Origin of the sequence: Acinetobacter shaoyimingii (genome assembly GCF_011578045.1) — a bacterium.
GTDB classification, from domain to species: Bacteria; Pseudomonadota; Gammaproteobacteria; order Pseudomonadales; family Moraxellaceae; genus Acinetobacter; species Acinetobacter shaoyimingii.
Genome location: NZ_CP049801.1, coordinates 602,095 through 625,268, shown reverse-complemented (window position 1 = coordinate 625,268; position 23,174 = coordinate 602,095). Strand labels below are relative to the sequence as shown.

Sequence of the window (23,174 nt, the reverse complement as noted above, 5' to 3'; positions counted from 1 at the left end):
AATGATCCCCCATTTAACATAAGCTCAGACTCGAAATAGGTTGCGCTTGTTGCGTACGATTTGCTTCTAAAAAATTAAATAATCGCTCAGCTACATCAAAAGATCCATGTTTAAATAATGCTCGAACTTGGGTACCTTGCGTTTCAAAAATTAAGCATTCAACTTTAAAATCACCTTCTTCATCTTGTAGATGCAAAGCCAGATCTCGTGGATATTCAGTAACACGCTTTAAGCTTTGCATATCACCCATTTCCATCAATACGCCGAAATAATTGATATTGATAATATCTACATCGATCTGAAGCTGTTGTTCTCGATGAGTCAAAAAACTATGAGAGTGCTCAATTTCAATGCGGTCTTCACCGCGCTGTTGTAACTGGCTCATTTGTTCACGATTTAATTCGATTATACCTTCGACTTGATTCAATGGTTTCGCTTGTAAAAAATGGCTGAATAAATTTAAGGTTTCTTTACGGCGTTGTAATTGTGGTACATGGTCTGCATTGGCTATAAGAGCAAATTGAACATCAGGACATTGCAAAGCAAAATTGGCATTTTCATGAGGCAAAGTAAAACTGTCATATTGCCCACAAGCCACCAAAGTTTTACAGCTGGGTACTGGTACATGCTCAAGGCTTAATAATCGATTACAGTTAATTTCATAACGCTCTTTTTCAGTGTCGGAAAACTCTGCCATTTGTTTAAAGAAAAGACGTTTTGCTGTAGGAGACATTCTGGTTTTATGGAGTTTTGCATGATTGACCAAATACAAAATCACGGCTTGTCCAAACTCATCCATGCGCTGTTCTTTCATGAGCATGAGTGATTCCTCAAGCAACATACGCCAGCTTTTTCGGGTTTTTTGCATCACTCCCATCAAAATCATACGTTCAATGAGATCTGGACGTTCATGTGCAAAACAAGACGCGACAACCGAACCTAGTGACATACCCATGACAGAAACTTTGCGAATCTCGACCAAATCTAACCACTCACCTAACATTTTTGACAATTCAGGAAGTTCTAAAATCGCAGCAGATTCGCCTGTATCTCGGTTACGAATTTGTTGATTTGCACCCAATGACGGCAAGTCAATTAAAATCACAGGACCCGATTCAAAAAGTTGCTCAACACAGTATTTATAAGAATTAAAATTTTGAAAAGCACCACCTACGATCACAATTGGGGTTTTGTTTAACGTTTTCGGATCGGCAATGGCCATATACTCGATCTTCCACCCTCTTATCCACGTGACTCTGGCTGGCTGTTTAAAACTATTTTTATCATAAAGATCAAAAAAGCTTGTTGGCATTTTTTCTGGGTATGCTTCCGAATCTATCTGTATTTGGGAATTCATTTCCGTTCTTCTCCGTCCTGGCTTTTTTGTTTTAATTCGTTAGAAAGCTCATTATGTTGAAACACATCTCTATAATTATAAATTATGTAACAATTGGCACATTCTAAATGCATTCTATACAGATGAACGATTTATGTGCAATCTCTGATAGGGTTGTTTGTCGTTTTTATTGAAAAATAATGGCAAAAAATAGTTACAAGTTTTATCAGCATGATTGTTTTAGTTTAAAAAATTCATAGATTGTTGTAACGCTGACTGCTACTATCAAATAGAGATTTTTAGATGATCATTTAAACCGCTATGCAAGATTCTATCGAACAGTATATGCACCGTGTAGGTCAAAATGCGCGTAAAGCTTCGCGTTACTTGGCTGGTGCATCTACTTTAGACAAAAATAACGCTTTGTCCGCTATTTATTCGGCTTTACAAAATAGCGAGCCTCAAATTTTAGCTGCCAATCAATTAGACATGACCAAAGGTCGTGAACGTAATTTAGACAGCGCTTTACTTGATCGTCTTGAACTTACCCCCACCCGCTTTAAAGGCATGTTGCAAGGCCTTAAAGATGTGATCAGCTTGGTTGATCCGATTGGTGAGATTACTGATTTAGCTTACCGCCCAACAGGTATTCAAATTGGTAAAATGCGTGTGCCTTTAGGTGTGGTCGGCATGATTTATGAATCGCGCCCGAACGTCACTTTGGAAGCTGCATCCTTAGCCATTAAATCAGGTAACGCGATCATTTTACGAGGTGGATCAGAAGCCCTTGAGTCGAATCAAGCGATTGCCACAGCCATCCAACATGGCTTAAAAGTCGCAGGTATGCCTGAAGATACGGTTCAAGTCATCAATACGACTGATCGTGCAGCAGTTGGACAACTCATTACATTAAATGAGTTTGTCGATGTGATTGTTCCTCGCGGTGGTAAAAGTTTAATCGAAAGGATTACCAACGAAGCGACCATTCCTGTAATCAAGCATTTAGACGGAAACTGTCACATCTTTGTGGAAGCACAAGCAGATTTGCATAAAGCATTGCCTATCGCGCTCAATGCAAAAACACATCGTTATGGTGTATGCAATGCCATGGAAACACTTTTGGTCGATGAAAAAGTCGCTGAAGCTTTTTTACCTCACATTGCAGAACTATATGCAGAAAAGCAAGTTGAGCTACGTGGTTGCCCAGATGTCCAACGTATTTTAGGTGCATCAGTAAAGCCTGCTACAGAAGAAGATTGGTATACCGAATACCTCGGCCCAATTCTGGCTGTAAAAATTGTCAGCGGTATAGATGAAGCGATTGAGCACATCAATAAATATGGCTCACATCATACCGATGCGATTATTACTGAAAACTTTACACTGGCACGAAAATTCTTAACTCAAGTAGATTCAAGTTCAGTTATGGTCAATGCTTCAACTCGATTTGCCGACGGCTTTGAATATGGACTAGGTGCAGAAATTGGGATTTCGACTGATAAAATCCATGCCCGTGGTCCAGTGGGTCTAGAAGGTCTGACTTCTCAAAAATGGATCGTTTTAGGTGATGGTCAAATTCGCCAATAAGTGAAAAAATCGTCTTTTACATTAGCCACCACAAGGTGGCTAATTTTTAACTCCAAGATGATTAATTTTTTAAATACATGTTTTATTTAATAAAATTAAAAAACTCAAATGAGTTATAAACGCACATTGTCAATCTCATTCACTGAGAACAAACTCAACGTTTTGAAATTGCGCTTCGCTAAGATAGTGTTGAATTGATTCAATGAGCGTCTTGTTTTATCGCTTAAATCACTGCACATACATAAGTAGCATACCTAAATCGAGGTGATGTTTAAGTTTGTATTTACACCATGAAATAAGAAAAAAATTATGTTATTTTAAAACAATTGCTTATAATTTGAACAAGACTATTATTTTTTAAATAAATGAAAACTATGAACCGATAGATTTTAGTTATTATTAGACGATTGGTCGATAGTTCTTAAGTCTAATCTGCTAAAGTCTATCTAGGACACTAAAAAAACACATGATACAACTACGACCACGATAAACTGTAGCTAAATTGCGCACACTTATCGCGTCGACTAAAACAATTTAAGTATGAGAATTATCAGCGAAGGAACCCGTCATGTCTAAGTCAGTACTTGTAATCAATTGCGGTTCTTCATCTATAAAGTTTGCTTTATTACTTGAAGATCAAAAGTTCCGCATTCATGGTTTGGCTGAAAACTTAGGAACACCTGAGGCACGTATCAAAGGCGTGACAGTGGGCAATGAACCTGTTGATATTCATATTCCAAATGCTGATCATAAAGAAGCGCTTGAAGTCGGCCTATCACGTTTAGCCAATTACAAACCTGATGCCATTGGCCATCGTGTGGTCCATGGTGGCAACATCACTAAAGCAGAACTCATCACCCCTGAAATTATTGAAAAGATTCGTGAAGCAACTCCACTTGCTCCACTACACAATCCTGCGCATCTGATTGGGATTGAAGCGACTCAACGTTTATTCCCAGATTTGCCACAAGTCGCTGTTTTTGACACAGCATTTCATCAAACCATGCCTTCACACGCATACCGTTATGCCCTGCCGAAATTTTTATATACTGAACATGGCGTACGCCGTTACGGATTTCATGGCACCAGTCATGCCTATGTTTCAGACCGTGGTTCAGAACTCGCAGGTAGCTTTAGACAAGGTGGTTGGTTAACTGCTCATTTGGGCAATGGAAGTTCAACTTGTGCCATCTGGAATGGTGAAAGTGTCGATACCTCTATGGGCTTAACACCGCTTGAAGGCGTTGTCATGGGCACACGCAGTGGTGATGTTGATCCGAGTATCCACAGTTTCCTTGCCAATAACCTCGGTTGGGACATCTATAAAATTGATAAAATGCTCAACAGCCAATCAGGCTTATTGGGTTTATCAGACCTTTCAAATGATATGCGTACATTGATTGAAGCTTCGGAACAAGGCAATGAAGATGCAACGCTTGCCATTGAAGTGTTCTGTTACCGTTTAGCAAAATCTTTAGCAGGACTCAGCTGTGGATTACCAGAAATTAATGGGCTCTTCTTTACAGGCGGTATTGGTGAAAACTCAGCTTATATTCGTGAAAAAACCTTGAATTATTTACCGCATTTTGGTTTCAAACTCTCTAAAGAAAAAAACAACGAATTAAAACGTGGCACTGAAGGCCGTATTGATCAAGGTACAGGTCCTCAAATTTGGGTCGTACCTACCGATGAAGAAGGTCGTATCGCTCAAGAAACGAAACACGTTGCTTTTCATGAGTTTGAAAATAATGATGCAACTACACAAGCCATAGAAAGTGTGTAATGGCTGATTGAATGTAGTTGTGAAACTTTTAATCCAATTTTAAATACTGATTTTTGACACTTATGAAGACAATTTTACTGGTTCCCACTGGAGAAGGTGTTGGTTTAACATCTGCATGTTTAGGTTTAATTTATGCACTCGATTGCCAAGGGATTAAAGCGGGTTTCTTAAAACCTTTTTCTCAAGAGAGCAAAGAGAGTGCAGATCGCTCTACAGCACTGTACCGCCATCTGACTAAATCAGAGACTGTTGAACCGATTTCTTATGAAAAATTGGTCCATTTACTCAATGTGGGTGAAAGTGATGAACTTCTAGAAGAAGCAGTGCATCTGCATCGTCAAATTGCAAAGAATCACGATGTCATTATTGTGGAAGGACTTGTACCCAATGCAATAGATACCTTTGCAACAGAGTTTAATGCCACACTTGCACAAGCATTAGATGCAAAAGTGGTGATTGTCACCAATGCCAATATAGACAAACCTGCAAAAACTGCTGAAAAAGTTGAAGCGCAATTACGCCAATTTGGTGGTTTGAGCTCTAAACGCATGTCAGGTGTACTCTTTATGCGTACACGCGGTTTATCTGAAGAATCTGCGAAAATTCCAGTGACCATTGATCCGTCCTTACGATTGGTCAACGAAACCCAACAATTTGTTCAAGCCATTCAAAAATCACATCCACAAATTGGTTCAGCCTTATTCCCTGTGATTGGGATGGTACCCTTTAGCAACACTTTGAGTGTTCCGCGAGTATCGGATTTGGCTAAACAAATTCAGGCGCATTGGATTAATGAAGGTGATGCAAAACAACGCCGTGTATTACACAGCAGTTTAATTGCCTCAAATATAGAATATGAGTTGCATAAATTCGTCGCGGGTGAACTGATTATTAGTGCTGCGGATCGTATAGATATACTACTTGCAAGTAGTCTAGCCAGCAGTAATGGAATTCCACTTGCAGGTTTAGTGCTGACCGAACCTTATCAACCTAAAGCTTCAGTATTTGAGTTCTGCCAAACTGCCATGAAAAATGGTTTGCCCATTTTACATACCCAGTTAAGCACATTTGAAACCGCCCAAATCTTGTCAAATTTAAGCAATGAAATTCCAGTAGACGATACAGAACGTGCTGAACAAGTGACACGCTTTGTTTCCAGTCATTTAGATGAAGATTGGATTAAAGTTATCCTCAATGGAGACTATCAACCACGCTTATCCCCTTCTGCATTCCGTCACGAGTTGGTTCAAAAATCAATTACAGCTCAAAAACGTGTAGTATTACCTGAAGGTGATGAACCTCGCACTATCGAAGCAGCGGCTATTTGCCAATCACGAGGTATTGCTCAATGTGTATTATTGGCAAAACCAGAAGCAGTTATAGAGGTTGCCAAAGCACGTGGTATCACATTACCAGAAGGACTGGAAATTGTTGATCCAGATTTAATTCGAGACAATTATGTTGAGAAAATGGTTGAACTGCGTAAGGGCAAACTCAATGAGCTACAAGCCAAAGAACAATTACAAGATACTGTTGTACTTGGCACAATGATGTTGGCACTCGATCAAGTCCATGGTTTAGTCTCTGGCGCAGTACATACCACTGCCAATACTGTCCGCCCTGCTTTTCAGCTGATTAAAACAGCACCAGATTATTCCTTGGTCTCATCCATCTTCTTCATGTTGTTGCCAGATGAAGTTTATGTATATGGTGACTGTGCGATTAATCCAGATCCAGATGCAGAACAACTCGCAGAAATTGCCATTCAATCTGCTGACTCTGCCAAAGCATTTGGTATTGACCCACGTATTGCCATGATTTCATATTCGACAGGTACTTCAGGTACAGGAGCAGATGTTGAAAAAGTAGCCAAAGCTACTGAAATTGCGAAACAACGTCGACCAGATTTACTGATCGATGGTCCTTTACAGTACGACGCTGCTTCAGTTGAAAGTGTTGGACAATCTAAAGCACCCGATTCGAAAGTCGCAGGTCGAGCGAATGTGTTTATTTTCCCAGATTTAAATACCGGAAATACCACCTATAAAGCCGTTCAACGTGCGGCCAACGTGGTTAGTGTTGGTCCAATGTTGCAAGGTTTAAACAAGCCTGTAAATGATCTATCACGAGGTGCTTTGGTGGATGATATTGTATTCACCATTGCTTTGACGGCGATTCAGGCTGATCAGCAAGTAAATTAATGTCTATCATCACTCACCATCTCATTTGGGTGGTGAGTGATATAGTTTACAAATCATTAAACAACACTAAAAAAATAGTTTACATTGAATAAAATAATAATTAAAAATAACAAAATATTTTTAACAACTATACTTTTCACGATATTAATAAAATTCTTTTTAATGTAAAGTTTTGTAACTTCAATAATCATATTTTACGAAATGTTAGAACAGATCATTTATACAGCCAAAATCATTCGCACTAAATTTGTATCAGATCAAAAATATCTTACGAAAAGATTTACTGAAAAATTGGGCTATGAACCTAATTTTCAAAACCCTCAAAGCTTTAATGAAAAAGTAACAGCTAGAATGATTTTTGAAAGGAATCCCTTGCATACGGGATTGGCGGATAAAATTACAGTGAGAGACATTATTTCAAACAGGATAGATTCTTGTTATTTTGTTCCATTGTTAGGCACTTATAAAAATTTTAGTGAAATTGATTTTGGGAAATTGCCTGAAAAGTTCGTTATAAAATGCAACCATGACAGTGGTAGCGCCATAGTTTGTACAGATAAATCATCATTTGATATTAAAAGTGCTGAAGCTAAAATCTCACGACATTTAAAAATGAACATGTATTTTAGAAAACGTGAATGGCATTACAAAAATATTTCTCCCAAAATTTTGATTGAGGAATATGTAGACTTATATCAAGACAAAATCACGCATTCCATGATTACCACTTGCCGCGTACATTGTTTTGAAGGAAAGGTTAGATTCATTGAAATGGATATTCAAAACTATGAAGGACGTGAATTTACAAATATTTATGATACTCAATGGAAATTACAACCGTTCAAAGTTGATTTAAAAGACAATGCCCCTACTCCTTTATCTAAACCACAGCAATTTCAAGACATGATCCTGCAGTCTGAAAATCTTTGTTTTAAATATGGTTACAGCCGTATTGATTTTCTTTTGGGTCAAGAAAAAGTGTATTTCAGTGAAATCACCCTCACTCCTAATGCAGGAAGAATGGTTATCACACCAAGTGAATGGGATCAAAAGCTAGGGCAACTTTGGCAGTCATATTAATCTATATACGTACTTAGGGGGGATAGTGCTCACTTACTGCCCCTATGTATTTTTTATAATGGATAAATATTTCATTTATTACTCCATCACTTCCAGTCACCTTTGGTGATGTAAAGAACGTCGAAACAATAAATTTAACTTATGACTAAACTTCTACACTTGAGTCAAATCAATCGATTCAGTGGAATAATTTCAGTCTATAAGCACGATCATTACATTTTAAATAGCGAGTAAGTTAATTTTATCAATATGTAATCCATTCAATCTCTTTAAACTGAAAACGATATACTCAAACTGTCTGCCTCGTATCCATTCAAATGTTGATTTTTTTCGATAGAAACCTTTGAGTGTTAATCAGACTGAGCCCATCAAGCTTTGCTCTTCAAGTCGTTTGCAAATTGGAGCCACTATAGCGTCATACATGATCTTATTGGGTCAGCTCATTGAATGACTTTATTGATTTATAGCTCAATATAGATCTAAATCCGACTAAGCTAAATATTGGGCAAGTCCTGAATTACTTTCATGACATGAGTAAAACAATAAACTGTGAAATATTTAAGCTTTTCTATAATCATATTAATTATTTTTAATATGCTCCTTTTTTCTATGTCCTTGAATGCCAAACCAATGAGTCAACTTGGCATTGTCATAACTAACTTATTATTTTTACTCATGATCATTTTTAATCTTTTAATCAGAGGTAATTTTGAAATGGGTTTGAAAGGACCTAGAATCACAGAGCCGAAAGGTATTTTTTACGATAAACTCCCTAAATCGCTCATCACGACATTGGATATACTTTTATTTCTCCTAATCATGACCTCAGTTCAATTTTTCTCAAATAACTAGAGCATTTTAAATAAAATTTGCCCAATGTTTCGATCATTCATTTTTTCAATATTTCAATCATTTTAAGCAACATTAACTATTGTCTAAAATATCCGCAAAACTCCCACAAAACTTTTTATTTGTCTTATAATTTAGCCCGCTAGCTAACAGCCCGCTCAAGAGATATTTGTATGACAACCATTATCAAGCAAGATGACTTGATCACATCTGTAAAAGATGCGCTTCAATTTATTTCTTACTATCACCCACAAGATTTCATCCAAGCGATGAGCCGTGCGTACGATCGTGAAGAGAACAAAGCTGCGAAAGATGCGATCGCCCAAATCTTAATTAACTCACGTATGTGCGCAGAAGGACATCGTCCAATTTGCCAAGATACAGGTATTGTCAACGTATTCGTTGAAGTGGGCATGGACGTTAAATTTGATTTAACCATGAGCTTAGACGATGCGATTAACGAAGGTGTACGCCAAGGTTACTTAGAGAACTCAAACATTCTTCGTGCATCTGTACTTGCTGATCCTGCTTTTGGTCGTAAAAATACCAAAGACAACACCCCTGCTGTGATCTACCACAAACTTGTTCCTGGTAACAAAGTCGATATTACTGTTGCAGCTAAAGGTGGCGGTTCAGAAAATAAATCTAAACTTGCTATGTTGAACCCATCTGACTCGATCGTAGATTGGGTACTTAAAACTGTTCCGACAATGGGTGCAGGTTGGTGTCCTCCTGGTATGCTCGGTATCGGTATTGGTGGTACTGCTGAAAAAGCCATGATGCTTGCAAAAGAAGCATTGATGGAAGAATTGGACATGGACGAACTTCTTCGTCGTGGTCCACAAAGCAAACTTGAAGAACTTCGTATTGAAATCTTTGAGAAAGTTAATGCTTTAGGTATTGGTGCTCAAGGTCTTGGCGGTTTAACCACTGTACTCGATATTAAAATTAAAGATTACCCATGTCATGCTGCAGGTAAACCAGTCGGTATGATTCCAAACTGTGCTGCGACTCGTCACGCACACTTCACCCTTGATGGTTCAGGTGTTGCGAACATCATTGCACCTAAACTTGAAGATTACCCAGAAGTGACTTGGGATTCTTCATCTTCTAAACGTGTTGATCTAGACAATATCACGCAAGAAGAAATGAACACTTGGCAACCGGGTGATACATTACTTCTTAACGGTACAATCTATACTGGTCGTGACGCTGCGCATAAACGTATGGTTGATATGTTAAACAACGGTGAAGAACTTCCTGTCGATCTTAAAGGTAAATTCATTTACTACGTAGGTCCTGTTGATCCAGTGGGTGATGAAGTCGTTGGCCCTGCTGGTCCTACAACGGCTACACGTATGGATAAGTTTACTCGTCAAGTACTTGAAGCAACGGGGCTTTACGGCATGATTGGTAAAGCTGACCGTGGTCCTGCTGCTGTTGAAGCAATTAAAGATAACAAAGCAACTTACTTAATGGCTGTTGGTGGTGCTGCATACTTAGTATCGAAAGCAATCCGTGAGGCTGAAGTTGTAGCATTTGCTGATTTGGGTATGGAAGCCATCTACAAGTTTGTCGTGAAAGACATGCCTGTATCTGTAGCTGTAGACGTGAATGGTACGTCTATTCATGCAACTGCACCAAAAATCTGGCAAGCAAAAATTGGTAAAATCCCAGTGGTTGATGCTGCTGCAAAATAATTTTTAGCGTTAAAAAAAAGCATCCTTTAAGGATGCTTTTTTTATAATCCATTCAAATTTATATATAATCTACTATAGAATTCATCACATTTAATCACAAAAATTTCTACTTTTTTTAAAGCAACACTTAAACATCATTAGAGAAATAATTATGAAACAATCTATACAAAAATTGATCGGTTCTGCTGTACTTTTAACAGCAAGTATATTCACGACTCCATGTGCTTATTCGGCACCTATGAAAGATGAAACCATTAACAAAATGATGGAATTATCAAATATTAAGGCTGTACTCAAAGAAACTACTAAAGAGTTAAAGCCTATGTTTGATGAACAAGCCATAAAAATCATCAAAAATACGCTTCAAGTTGAAACTTTGGATGCTAAACAACAAGATGCAGCCAATAAAATTTCAAATTTGATGTCAAAAATGACCAGTGAAATTACTGAAGATCCTAAATTTTATGAAATGATCAAATCAAGTTATAGAAATACATTTACCGAAGATGAAGCACTAGCCAATATTGCATTTCTAGAAACACCGATTGGTCAATCAATTAACAAAAAAAGCGTAAATTTGATGGCCGACTTAGTCAATAAATCACAAGCAATGTCAGAACAAGCGCTTCAAGATCCGAACAAGAGAGAAAAATTCTTAGAAGAATTTAATACGATTCTAAAGCCCCTTCTTAAAGACTGAGTTAATCGCCATTAAAATCTTGAGTTGAATTACCATGTCCGTGGATCATAAATTTTAAAAGGTTGTGCTAAACGGACATCATCACTTGTTCTATATTTACCACTATCAATTTTTTCTTTAGATTTTTTCAAACGACCGTCAGGCAACACTTCCGCAACATAATTCAATCCAGGTGACTTTAACTGAGTCATACCTATTTCTTTTAATGCTTGTTTTGTCGGCATCTGCATGAGTGGGCCAACTTTAAGCAGATTTTCATTGCCATTTGGCTCACCACGAAATTTTTCTTCTTCATATTTCACAAAATACTGTTGCCCTGCTTTCACAGAAAAATAGGCCACAATCGGTTTTTGAAAATGCATAACAGCCAAAGGGCGACTAATACTGAGTTTATAATCACCTTCAGCCAACTCCAACCAATAATGATGATTACTCATTAAACTTGGAATTTTCTTACCATTAAGGAAGAATGATGGTGCAATAATCTCTTCACGATTCCAATGGCTGTCTGGACGGTATAAATACAGCACGGCAGCATTTTCATGTTGAGGTTTGACCAATTTAAAATATTGCCCTGGTTTTTGATTGACCCAAGAACCAAGGGAAAAACCGGAAACTTTGTATTGATCTTTTTTCGACTCAAAGAAACCTGGCATCTGATCTAGATCAACCTTTTCCAAGGTAGAGACCAATTGATTGGAATTTGATACTTGCTTTGTAGGTGAGCTTAAACATGCCACTAAACCTAAACTCGTCATCAATATGAAACTAAATTGACGCATGATTATCCCTCATCACGTTTTTTATTTTGATTTATAATTTAAATGTATTCTTATCTAAGCTTAACATTGCCACAAAATTTTAAAAATAAAAAAACGTGTAAAAAGGAGAACTTCTTACACGTTTCAGATGAAATACAGTTGACTTAAAAAGTCATTATGCTGACTTACTGTCCAACACTTTTAGATCAACTTTTTCTTCAACTGCTTCGTCGGCTTTAATTTGACGACCTGCTTGATAAACAGGCTCAGCATTGTCTTCAATCACAGCAGCATTGATGATGACCGTACCAATATCTGTACGACTTGGTAAGTCATACATCGTATTCAATAAGACATTTTCTAAAATTGAACGTAGACCACGCGCACCTGTATTACGCTCTTGCGCTCTTTTCGCTACCGCACGTAATGCAGATTCTTCAAAGACAAGGTCAACATTTTCCATTTCGAAAAGATATTGATACTGACGGGTTAATGCATTTTTTGGCTCTGTCAAAATTTGCATCAAGGCTTCTTCGTCAAGCTCTTCAAGCGTTGCAATTACTGGCAAACGACCAATGAACTCTGGAATCAAACCAAATTTGACCAAATCAGCAGCTTCAACTTGGCTGAACAATTCAGATAATTTTTTCGAATCATCTTTATTCTTCACTTCAGCCGTGAAACCAATACCACCTTTTTCTTGACGTTGTTGTACCACTTTCTCAAGACCTGAGAATGCACCACCACAAATAAACAAGATATTTGAGGTATCAATTTGGATGAATTCTTGCTGAGGATGCTTACGACCGCCTTGTGGAGGAATTGATGCAACCGTTCCTTCAATCATTTTCAACAATGCTTGTTGAACACCTTCACCTGAGACATCGCGAGTAATCGATGGATTTTCAGATTTACGTGTGATTTTGTCGATTTCATCAATATAGATAATGCCTTTTTGAGCTTTTTCGACATCGTAATCTGCTTTTTGTAGAAGCTTCTGTACGATATTTTCAACATCTTCACCAACATAACCTGCTTCAGTGAGTGTTGTTGCATCAGCCATTGCAAAAGGCACATCTAAAAGACGTGCAAGTGTTTGCGCAAGTAATGTTTTACCTGAACCCGTTGGTCCAATCAGTAGAATATTACTTTTCGCAAGTTCTACACGATCTTCCGTTTTAGTAGTAGTTTGAGTGACTTTCAAACGCTTGTAATGGTTATACACGGCAACAGAAAGTGTTTTCTTCGCAGTGTCTTGACCAATCACATATTGATCGAGTGCAGCACGAATTTCATGCGGTTTTGGTAGTGGACGTGCAGCCCAATCACCAGTCTCAACTTGTTGACTGGTTTGTACCAAGTCTAGGCAAACATCCACACACTCATTACAAATGTAAGCGTCCTCGCCTGCAATGAGCTTTCCTACTTCAGACTGCGTTTTACCACAAAATGAACAATGCTTTTGTCCTTGAGGATTTTCGGACATTTTCACTCCAAATATCTGATTTACGCTTTAACAGCTTAATTTTGTGGACGTTTAGTCAGTACTTCGTCTACTAAACCATATTCTTTAGCAGCTTGAGCTGTCATAAAGTTATCACGATCTGTATCACGTGCCACAGTTTCATAATCTTGACCACTATGTTCTGCCATCAAGCGATTAAGACGTTCTTTAATAAATAAAATTTCACGTGCGTGAATTTCAATATCAGACGCTTGACCACGGAAACCACCAAGTGGTTGATGAATCATAACACGTGCATTTTCCAAACAATAACGTTTGCCTTTTGCTCCAGCATTTAACAAGAATGCACCCATTGAGGCAGCTTGTCCCATACAGTATGTAACAACATCTGGCTTAATGAATTGCATGGTATCGTAAATGGCCATACCAGCAGTGACTGAACCACCTGGAGAGTTGATATAAAGATGAATATCTTTTTCTGGATTTTCAGCTTCTAAGAATAACATTTGAGCAACAATTAAGTTTGCCATGTTATCTTCAACTTCACCTGTTAAAAAAATCACTCGTTCACGTAAAAGACGCGAAAAAATATCAAAAGAACGTTCACCACGTGAAGATTGTTCTACGACTACTGGCACTAATGCGTTATCGATTGTTGGAACATACATACGTTATTTATTCCTGAATTTTTGTTACTCAACACATAATCACAATATGAGGGATAATCAATGAAAATGCAAAATATTCCCAATTAAATATCAGATTTTTTTTGCATACGCTATGTGAAAAAAGGACATAGATTTAGATGCTGAAAAAAAAGGCGCTTCGCAGCGCCTTTTTTACAACCAGACTCAATTAGCCTTGTTGTTGACGAGCTTGTTGCTCTTTCAGTAAGTCTTCATAGCTTACTTTTTTGTCAGTCACTTTAGCAGCAGCTAAGATGTGATCAACAACTTGATCTTCTAAAACAACGCCTTCGATTTGAGCACGTTGTTGTTGATCATTTTTGAAGTATTCAATCACTTCAGTTGGATCTTCGTAAGATGAAGCCATTTCTTCGATGTAAGCTTCAACACGTGCTTGGTCAACTTCGATTTTAGCATCAGCTAAAACCTTGCTTACCAATACGCCAAGTTTAACCGCTTTTTCAGCTTGTTCTTTGAACAATTCATCTGGAAGCATGCTGCTGTCAAATGCTTTTGCACCTTGAGCACCAAACTGTTGAGTAAATTGTTGAATCATTTGCTGACGTTGACGGTCAATTTCTTGAGACAACATCGCTTCTGGAATTTCAACTTCGTTTGCAGCTACAAGTGCATCAAAAGTTGCACCTTTCACTTGGTTACGAAGACCATTTTTCACTTCACGTTCCATGTTTTTACGAACGTCAGCTTTTAATTTTTCAACGCCTTCTTCTTCAGTTACACCAAAGATTTTAAGGAATTCAGCATCGATTTCTGGAAGTTTAGCTTTTTCAACTAATTTCACAGTGATTTTGAACTGAGCTTGTTTGCCCGCTAAGTTTTCAGCTTGGTAGTCTTCTGGGAAAGTCACATCAATCACTTTCTCTTCGCCTTTCTTCATACCGATGATGCCATCTTCGAAGCCAGGGATCATACGACCAGAACCTAAAACAAGTTTAAAGTCTTCTGCAGAACCGCCTTCAAATTTTTCGCCATCAATTGAACCTTCGAAATCGAAAGTCACTTGCATGTCTTTTTTCGCCATACCTTTTGTTTCAACAAAAGTTTGACGTTGTTTTTGAAGGTTTTCGATCATTTGATCAACGTCTTTGTCACCCACTTCTGAAGTTTTACGTTCAACTTCAAGACCGTCAAATTTAACTTCAACTTCTGGATAAACTTCAACAGTTGCTTGGTAAACAAGTGCATCTTCTTTGTTTTCAACTTTATCAATGTTTGGCATACCAACAGCATTGATTTTTTCTTGTTGAATTGCTTCAAATACTGTGTCACGAATAACATCGTTTACAACTTCGTTGTAGATACTCGCACCGTATTCACGACGAACAACGTTTAAAGGCACTTTACCTGGACGGAAGCCGTTGATCTTCACAGTTTTCGCAGTGCGTACTAAACGAGCTTCAAACTGCTCATTAACACGGCTCGTCGGTACAGATACATTTAAACGACGGGCAACGCCCGAAACCGCTTCAGAAGTTACTTGCATGGCTTCCTCGATATAGAAATAGTAATTGCAATTTTAAAAGTGCCATATTATATGACAACATTGGAAGATATACAAAATACCTTTATATAACCACTATTTTTATCGTTTTTTCGTCAGTTTTAAACTTTATAACCAAATTATCCTATTGTCTCTTATGAATTCCGTGAACTCTAATCTCAATTTTGTAAGTTATAAAAATTTATCAAGCGAAATGACAGACTCAATCAATGGAATATTCGTTGATATTTAGTTTTATCTACAATTCCAATAATGAATCATTTCATAATGGAATTATAAGATAGTTTATTATTATCATTAAGTTATGCTCATTATTTAACCACAATTAATTTATTTAAACTATAGATGTAGTAATTTTAATAGAGATTATTAATTAATCAATCCCGCACTCAATAACAATTATCATTATTATTCGCATACAAATAAACACTAAAATTATTTTGAGTAAAACAATGGATTTTATAAAAAGTCGAAAAAAAATAATCTCTTCTGCAATCGTGAGCTCATTATCAGTCATGAGTACAGCAACAATTGCACAAGATGATGTCAATCAACTTCCGACCATTAATACTCAAGCAGAAGCAGAACAAAGTCTAAAAGTCGATAAATCTGCAAATGCTAAATATGTTGCTCCCCTGCTTGATACACCAAAATCGGTCTCTGTCATTTCTAAGCAACTGATTCAAGATACACAAGTAACCACCTTATCAGACGCGCTTCGTACAGTGCCTGGCGTAACCTTAGGTGCGGGTGAAGGTGGCAACCCAAATGGTGACCGCCCTTTCTTACGTGGTTATAGCTCTGAAAGCTCAATGTATGTCGATGGCATTCGTAACTCTAACTCACAAAACCGTGAAATGTTTGCGGTTGAACAAGTTGAAGTCACTAAAGGTTCAGCCTCTGCACTTGCAGGTGGCGGTTCGTCTGGGGGTAGCATCAACTTGATTTCTAAGGTCGCTAAAAAAGGGGACTTTATTGAAGGATCAGTTGCGGGTGGCACAGATGCATATGCTCGAGTGACTTTAGATGGCAACAAAGACTTTGGTAACGGTATTGCTGCTCGTGTCGCAGTTTTAGGTCATACCAATGAAAAACCTGGTCAGCACAATGGCGCTGAATACAAACGTGCGGGCATTGCACCAAGCATTACCTTTGGTTTAGATACCCCTACGCGTGCGACTTTAAGCTATTACTATTTAAAATCTGATGACAAACCAGATTCAGGCGTGCCTTACTGGGATCCAAGAACCAATACTGCGACTGGTAAACCGCTAAATACCAAACAAGGGATTTACTACGGTTGGAATGAGCGTGATTTTCAAAAACAAGAAAATCATATCGGAACCATTAAGTTAGAACATGACTTAAATGACCAATTTACCCTAAGCAATACCGCAGTTTATAGCAAATCTAAAAATGACTATATCTGGACGCAACCCGATGACAGTCAAAAGAACATAGCCAACGGCGAAGTATGGCGACGTGTCAACTCACGCATCACCGACAGTGATTCTTTTACTGACCAACTTGCACTGACAGGTAAATTCAATACGGGTGCGCTTAAACACAGTCTAAATATTGGTGCAGAATACAGTAAACAAGAGTCCGACAAGGGGTCGTATTCAGTAACTTCATCGACTGGTAAAGTGATTACAGGATCACCAACAACAGGTGCTTGTTCACTGGGTGTTGGTGAAGCTTCGGATTACTGGTGTACATCCGCTTATCATCCAAATGCGCGTGATCCATGGTTAGGCAATATTGCTGCCAATAAAAGAGTGACTACAACAACAGCTGAAGCTACTTCCGTTTACTTTTTAGATAGCATCGAAATCACCCCACAATGGTTAATTGACCTAGGTGTTCGTTGGGATAAATTTAAAACAGAATTAGAAACGCATTCGACTGGTGTAACGCTGAAGAACGATACTGACTTCTTCTCCTATCAGGGCGGTTTAATTTATAAACCTGTTGAAAATGGCAGTATCTATGCAAGTTACTCCACATCAGCAAATCCAGTCGGGATTGATGCTGGGGATGGTTCTGAAACGGGTCTCAATGTCAATATTAAAGACTTAGACCCAGAGAAGAGCCGTACTTACGAGCTCGGAACTAAGTGGGATATTTTAAGCAATAAACTAAACTTAACTGCTGCCATTTTCCGTACAGAAAAACAAAATACCCGCATTCAATTAGACTCAACCACTTATACCAACGGAGGCGAGAGTAAAGTCGATGGTATAGAGCTAGGCGTAAACGGCAATATCACCGATAAATGGGCAATTTCCGCAGGTTATTCTTATTTAGATAGTGAACAGACCAACCCTGGACCATCATGTAATCGTGCAGGTGACTGTGTAGCTGATAACCCTGCAAAAGGCAAACGTTTGCCAAACGTACCCAAAAATAGCGCAACACTTTGGACCACTTATCAAGTTTTACCGAAACTTAATTTAGGTGTAGGCGCTATTGCAATGGATAAATTCTATGGCGATGCAGCGAATACGAAATATGTGCCAGGTTATGTCCGCTATGATGCAATGGCTCGCTATAACGTAAATAAAAATATTGATGTTCAGTTAAATCTGAATAACTTATCCAACAAGCGCTATTTCACTAAAGCATATGCATCACATTATGCCACTGAGTCAGATGGCATCAATGGTGTGGTATCACTTAACTTTAGATATTGATCTATAAATATTGATCAAATCTACATATTGAACAATACAAGCTTCATCCAATTTAAACAGCTTCCCTATGGAGGCTGTTTTTTTATTCAACAAATATTTTTATTGACTCCATTTTAGAAAAAGTTCAAAAAACAACTTATATTTGTATAAAAAGTATTTTAATTTAAATTCACAATAAATAATTAAAAAACCATTCAATAATTAGATTTTATATAAAAAACAATTTCTTATTTGAAGAAACACTATAATTTTCATTCGATAATTCTATTAATAACTAATGATTGATCGTTATATACATTACTTAAAATATGTAATAAGTAACAAGAATCATTATTATTCGCACACAAATTTACACTAATATCTGAGTGCAGAATGGCTTTTATTAAAACGCGTAAAAAAATCGTTTCTTCCGCGATCGCTTCTTCTTTAAGTCTAGTCGCTGGAAATGCAATTGCTGAAGATCAAGTAGCTCAACTCGAAACAATTCAAATTCAAGCTCAAGCAGAAGCAAAACAAAGTTTTAAAGTAGACCAATCTGCAAACTCTAAATTTGTCGCGCCTTTATTAGACACAGCAAAATCTGTGTCCATTATTTCAAAACAGTTACTTGAAGATACACAAGTAACTACCCTCGCCGATGCCTTAAGAACAGTTCCAGGTGTAACCTTAGGTGCAGGTGAAGGCGGTAACCCAAATGGTGATCGACCTTTCATTCGTGGTTATAGCTCTGAAAGCTCTATGTATGTCGATGGTGTTCGTAACTCGACTTCACAAAACCGTGAAATGTTTGCAGTCGAACAAGTCGAAATCACCAAAGGCTCATCATCTGCCATGAATGGTGGTGGCTCTATTGGTGGTAGCGTAAACATGGTGTCTAAAGTCGCTAAAAAAGGCGATTCTTTAGAGGGCTCTATTGCTGGCGGTACCAATGACTATGCGCGCATTACTTTAGATGGCAATAAAGATTTTGGTAATGGCATTGCAGCACGTGTTGCCGTATTAGGTCACATGAATGATAAAGCAGGACAACATGATGGTGCTGAATATCAACGTGTTGGTATTGCACCAAGTATCACCTTCGGTTTAGACACCCCGACCCGTGCAACCTTAAGTTACTACTACTTACAATCTGACGATACACCAGATTCGGGTGTTCCCTATTGGAATTGGACTCAGAAAAACGCAGATGGTACGGGTAAAGGGACCACAACAGGCAAACCATTAGATGCCAAACAAGGCGTCTATTACGGCTGGAAAGATCGTGATTTCCAAAAGCAAGAAAATCAAATTGGAACGCTTAAGTTAGAACATGATCTTAGTGATGACATTACTTTAAGTAATACCGCCGTCTTTAATAAATCTAAAAATGATTACCTTTGGACTCAACCAGATGATAGTCAAGGAAATATTGCCAATGGCAAAGTTTGGAGACGTTCTAATTCTCGGATCACAGATACAGGTACATTTACAGATCAACTTTCTTTAGCTGGTAAATTTAATACAGGCGCTATCAAACATAGTTTTAATGTTGGGGCTGAATATAGCCGTCAAGAAACCGATCGAACCAGCTATAACGTCAATACATTAGATGCGGACGGAAATAAATATAGCACTTGTACCAATTTAGCAGTTCAAACTGGCAATTGTACGTCATCGTATCATCCAAATCCGAATCAGCCATGGACTGAGTCTGCAAGTACTCGAGGGCAAGATAAATACAATACGCTGACTGAGACAACTTCAATCTATTTCTTAGATAGTATTGCATTCACACCAAAATGGATTTTAGATCTAGGTCTTCGTTGGGATAAATTTGACACAGAACAAGTCATGACCTACGGCGCAAACAATGCCAACACAAAACCTACAACTAAAGATGGAATACAAGTTGATCCATTACGAAACGTAGGTGACAAAGACAAAGTAAGAAGTAACACTGACTTCTTTTCTTATCAAGCGGGTTTAACCTATAAACCACGTGAAAACGGTTCAATTTATTTTAGTTATGCAACGTCATCGAATCCTGTCGGTATTGACCAAGGCGACGGCGATGATGGTGTTAATGCAAACTATAGCAATTTAGATCCTGAACGTAGCCAAACCTTTGAACTGGGTACCAAATGGGATTTATTTTCAGATAAATTAAATGTAACCGCAGCGATCTTCCAAACTGAAAAACATAATGCCCGAGTACAACTGGATACAACGACATACGGCAATGTCGGCTCTACACAAGTAGACGGTTTCGAACTTGGCATTAATGGTAAAATCACGGATAAATGGGCGATTTCAGCTGGATATACTTATCTGTATACAGAAGCTACGGACAATGGTAAAAACTGTAAAGGTAAAGGCGCTAAAGTTAATTGTACCAACGAAGCTAATCCAAACAATGGTAACCACTTACCAAACGTCCCTGAAAACTCAGGTACAATCTGGACGACGTATCAAATTCTCCCTAAGCTCAACATTGGTGTAGGTGCTGTCGCTATGGACAAAGTTTATGGTGACTTAGCAAATACAAAATATGTGCCTGGCTATGTTCGATACGATGCAATGGCACGCTACGATGTCAACAAAAACCTCAACGTTCAATTGAACTACAACAATATTTCAGACAAGCGTTATTTCACTAAAGCTTATGCTTCGCACTATGCAACCGAAGCTGAAGGTACCAATGCAGTATTGGCGGTTAACTTTAAATACTAATTAAGTTTCGATACTTCAATTCATTAATTAGGTCGTGAAATTAAAAAAATAGCCTCTTCATGAGGCTATTTTTTATTTATGCTATAAAGAATATTCAATAAGTCTGCTGACAATGATATAGATGGCTGAAATGTCCACAGAACTTATCCCCCCATTTTAAAAAAGTTTTATAAGGAATTGCTGTGATCCATCATATCCCTCAAGTATTGACTCAAGAGCAAATTCAATATTTTCATTCAGAGATGGACAAAGTTGAGTGGGTAGATGGTAAAAACACCACGGGTTCACTCTCAGCACATGTTAAAAACAATCAACAACTTCCAGAAGATCATCCGCTGACTCAACATTTAGGTGAGATTATTTTAAAGGCATTAAATCAACACCCTTTATTTATTTCAGCAGCGCTGCCTTATAAATTTTTACCGCCTTACTTTAATCGTTATGAAAACGGCGAAACTTTTGGTTTTCATGTCGACAATTCTATTCGTTGGCTTCAAGGCACATCTGAACGTATTCGCACCGATCTATCTTGCACACTATTTTTATCTGAACCTGATGAATATGAAGGCGGTGATTTGGTTGTTGAAGACACCTACGGTTACCATGAAGTGAAATTGCCTGCTGGAGATTTAATTTTATATCCATCGAGCAGCGTACATGAAGTCACTCCCGTGACATCAGGCTGTCGAGTTGCATCATTCTTTTGGTTGCAAAGTATGATTCGGGATGATGCAAACAGACATATGCTGTTTAATCTGGATCAAAGTATTCAAAATCTACGTATAGAATTGGGAGATCAACATTCAGAAGTCATTAAGCTCACCAGCATGTATCATAATTTGATGCGTAAATGGGCTGAGATTTAAGGAATAAAACATATATTCTTAAAGCTTATATTTTGACACGACTTTTAATGCGGAACGATGGAACATTCATGAGTAATCAAATCCTGCCACCCCTTACCCAGATTCCAGCCTATCTGCAAACAGTTGCAGATTACGAGTGTGAAGCTAAAAAACATCTCTCCGAAATGGTCTGGGCATATTTACAAGGCGGTGCGATGGATGAAGTCAGTGTTCGCGATAATCTTCAGCAATTTAGTCAAATTCATCTGATGCCACGTATGCTCAAAGATTTAACCCAAGGCAATACACAGTGTGAAATTTTAGGGCAACGCTTCCCTCACCCAATTTTTCTGGCACCTATTGGTCATCAACAACAGTTTCACCCTGATGCAGAAGCAGCCAGCGCGCTCGCAGCAGAAGTTTTAGGAAGCAATATCGTTCTAAGCACCTTTACCAATACCGATATGCGACAGTTAAAAAAAGACAATCCATACAAATGGTTTCAACTGTATTGGCAAGGTGATCGTGCAAAATCTTTATCATTGGTCAAAATAGCTGAAGCTCACAACTTTAAAGCGATCGTACTGACAGTTGATTCGCCACATACTGGCATTCGAGACCGTGAACGTCGTGCATTTTTCCATTTGCCTGAAGGTATGCAGCACCCACATACTCCAGCGCATATTCCACTGCCTCCTTTGAATGAGGGTGACCACCCTGTATTTGATGGTTTAATGAAAATTGCACCCACTTGGGCAGATATTGCATGGCTGAAAACCCAAACTGATTTGCCTATTATTTTAAAAGGCATTGTGCATCCAGAAGATGCTTTACTTGCCATTCAACATGGTGTTCAAGGACTGATCATTTCTAATCACGGTGGTCGTGTTTTAGACACTTGCCTTCCACCACTTAAAACATTGCAAATGATTAAGAAAGTTGTGCCTGCTGATTTCCCACTGCTTTATGATGGCGGTATTCGACGTGGTACAGATGTGTTTAAAGCGATTGCTTTAGGTGCATCTGCGGTGTTGATTGGTCGTCCTTATATTTATGGCTTAGCAGTTGCAGGTGCTTTAGGTGTGGCACATGTGATCCGAATTTTAAAAGAGGAATTTGAAATCACGATGGCACTCATGGGAACATCAAGCATTAAAGAGATTAATTCGGATTATATTTATCAAGAATAAACATAATGATGAAAAAAAATTTCATTATTCAATATATATCAGAAATTCTTTATTGATATACGACTAA

The 23,174-nt window shown here is 38.1% G+C and carries 15 protein-coding genes; 10 read left to right on the top strand and 5 right to left on the bottom strand.

The window, feature by feature from the left end; genetic code table 11:
* Window positions 1-13 precede the first annotated feature (13 nt).
* Window positions 14-1,357 carry an alpha/beta fold hydrolase gene (locus G8E00_RS02890; RefSeq protein WP_166221848.1) on the bottom strand — a complete coding sequence of 448 codons (1,344 nt, stop codon included), beginning with the start codon at window positions 1,355-1,357 and terminating at the stop codon, window positions 14-16.
* Window positions 1,358-1,657: 300 nt separating this feature from the next.
* Between G8E00_RS02890 and G8E00_RS02885 the strand changes: the two genes are divergently transcribed.
* The 6 genes from G8E00_RS02885 (at window position 1,658) to G8E00_RS02860 (ending at window position 11,236) form a co-directional block, all read left to right on the top strand.
* Window positions 1,658-2,923 (top strand): glutamate-5-semialdehyde dehydrogenase, encoded by a 1,266-nt coding sequence (locus G8E00_RS02885; protein WP_166221846.1) that lies wholly within the window; start codon window positions 1,658-1,660, stop codon window positions 2,921-2,923.
* A 568-nt stretch (window positions 2,924-3,491) separates the two neighbouring features.
* Complete coding sequence (locus G8E00_RS02880) at window positions 3,492-4,706, top strand: acetate/propionate family kinase (RefSeq protein WP_166008489.1); 1,215 nt, start codon at window positions 3,492-3,494, stop codon at window positions 4,704-4,706.
* A gap of 62 nt (window positions 4,707-4,768) precedes the next feature.
* Window positions 4,769-6,907 carry a phosphate acetyltransferase gene (pta, locus tag G8E00_RS02875; RefSeq protein WP_166221844.1) on the top strand — a complete coding sequence of 713 codons (2,139 nt, stop codon included), beginning with the start codon at window positions 4,769-4,771 and terminating at the stop codon, window positions 6,905-6,907.
* 201 nt (window positions 6,908-7,108) lie between these two features.
* A complete protein-coding gene (locus tag G8E00_RS02870; protein WP_166221842.1) occupies window positions 7,109-7,987 on the top strand; it encodes an ATP-grasp fold amidoligase family protein in 879 nt (292 codons plus the stop codon).
* 1,022 nt (window positions 7,988-9,009) lie between these two features.
* Window positions 9,010-10,536, top strand: a complete 1,527-nt coding sequence (locus tag G8E00_RS02865; protein WP_166221840.1) for a fumarate hydratase — start codon at window positions 9,010-9,012, stop codon at window positions 10,534-10,536.
* A 151-nt stretch (window positions 10,537-10,687) separates the two neighbouring features.
* Window positions 10,688-11,236, top strand: coding sequence for a DUF2059 domain-containing protein (locus tag G8E00_RS02860; RefSeq protein ID WP_166008493.1), 549 nt, complete (start codon window positions 10,688-10,690; stop codon window positions 11,234-11,236).
* A 29-nt stretch (window positions 11,237-11,265) separates the two neighbouring features.
* Here the strand turns inward: G8E00_RS02860 and G8E00_RS02855 are convergent, their stop codons facing one another.
* The 4 genes from G8E00_RS02855 to tig form a co-directional block, all read right to left on the bottom strand.
* Window positions 11,266-12,018: a DUF2846 domain-containing protein gene (locus G8E00_RS02855; protein WP_166221838.1), complete on the bottom strand. Its 753-nt coding sequence runs from the start codon at window positions 12,016-12,018 to the stop codon at window positions 11,266-11,268.
* 154 nt (window positions 12,019-12,172) lie between these two features.
* Complete coding sequence (gene clpX / locus G8E00_RS02850; protein WP_166008495.1) at window positions 12,173-13,483, bottom strand: ATP-dependent protease ATP-binding subunit ClpX; 1,311 nt, start codon at window positions 13,481-13,483, stop codon at window positions 12,173-12,175.
* A 35-nt stretch (window positions 13,484-13,518) separates the two neighbouring features.
* A complete protein-coding gene (clpP, locus tag G8E00_RS02845) occupies window positions 13,519-14,130 on the bottom strand; it encodes an ATP-dependent Clp endopeptidase proteolytic subunit ClpP (protein WP_166008496.1) in 612 nt (203 codons plus the stop codon).
* Between the two features lie 187 nt (window positions 14,131-14,317).
* Entirely contained in the window at window positions 14,318-15,652 is a 1,335-nt protein-coding gene (tig, locus tag G8E00_RS02840; protein ID WP_166221836.1) for a trigger factor, read from the bottom strand.
* 470 nt (window positions 15,653-16,122) lie between these two features.
* On the opposite strand from tig, the gene G8E00_RS02835 reads away from it, so the two are divergent.
* The 4 genes from G8E00_RS02835 (at window position 16,123) to G8E00_RS02820 (ending at window position 23,107) form a co-directional block, all read left to right on the top strand.
* On the top strand, window positions 16,123-18,363 hold the full coding sequence (locus G8E00_RS02835; RefSeq protein WP_166221834.1) for a TonB-dependent receptor: 2,241 nt from the start codon (window positions 16,123-16,125) through the stop codon (window positions 18,361-18,363).
* 372 nt (window positions 18,364-18,735) lie between these two features.
* Window positions 18,736-21,072 carry a TonB-dependent receptor gene (locus G8E00_RS02830; RefSeq protein ID WP_166221832.1) on the top strand — a complete coding sequence of 779 codons (2,337 nt, stop codon included), beginning with the start codon at window positions 18,736-18,738 and terminating at the stop codon, window positions 21,070-21,072.
* Window positions 21,073-21,254: 182 nt separating this feature from the next.
* Entirely contained in the window at window positions 21,255-21,938 is a 684-nt protein-coding gene (locus G8E00_RS02825) for a Fe2+-dependent dioxygenase (RefSeq protein ID WP_166221830.1), read from the top strand.
* Between the two features lie 68 nt (window positions 21,939-22,006).
* Complete coding sequence (locus tag G8E00_RS02820; protein WP_166221828.1) at window positions 22,007-23,107, top strand: alpha-hydroxy acid oxidase; 1,101 nt, start codon at window positions 22,007-22,009, stop codon at window positions 23,105-23,107.
* Window positions 23,108-23,174: the final 67 nt, after the last annotated feature.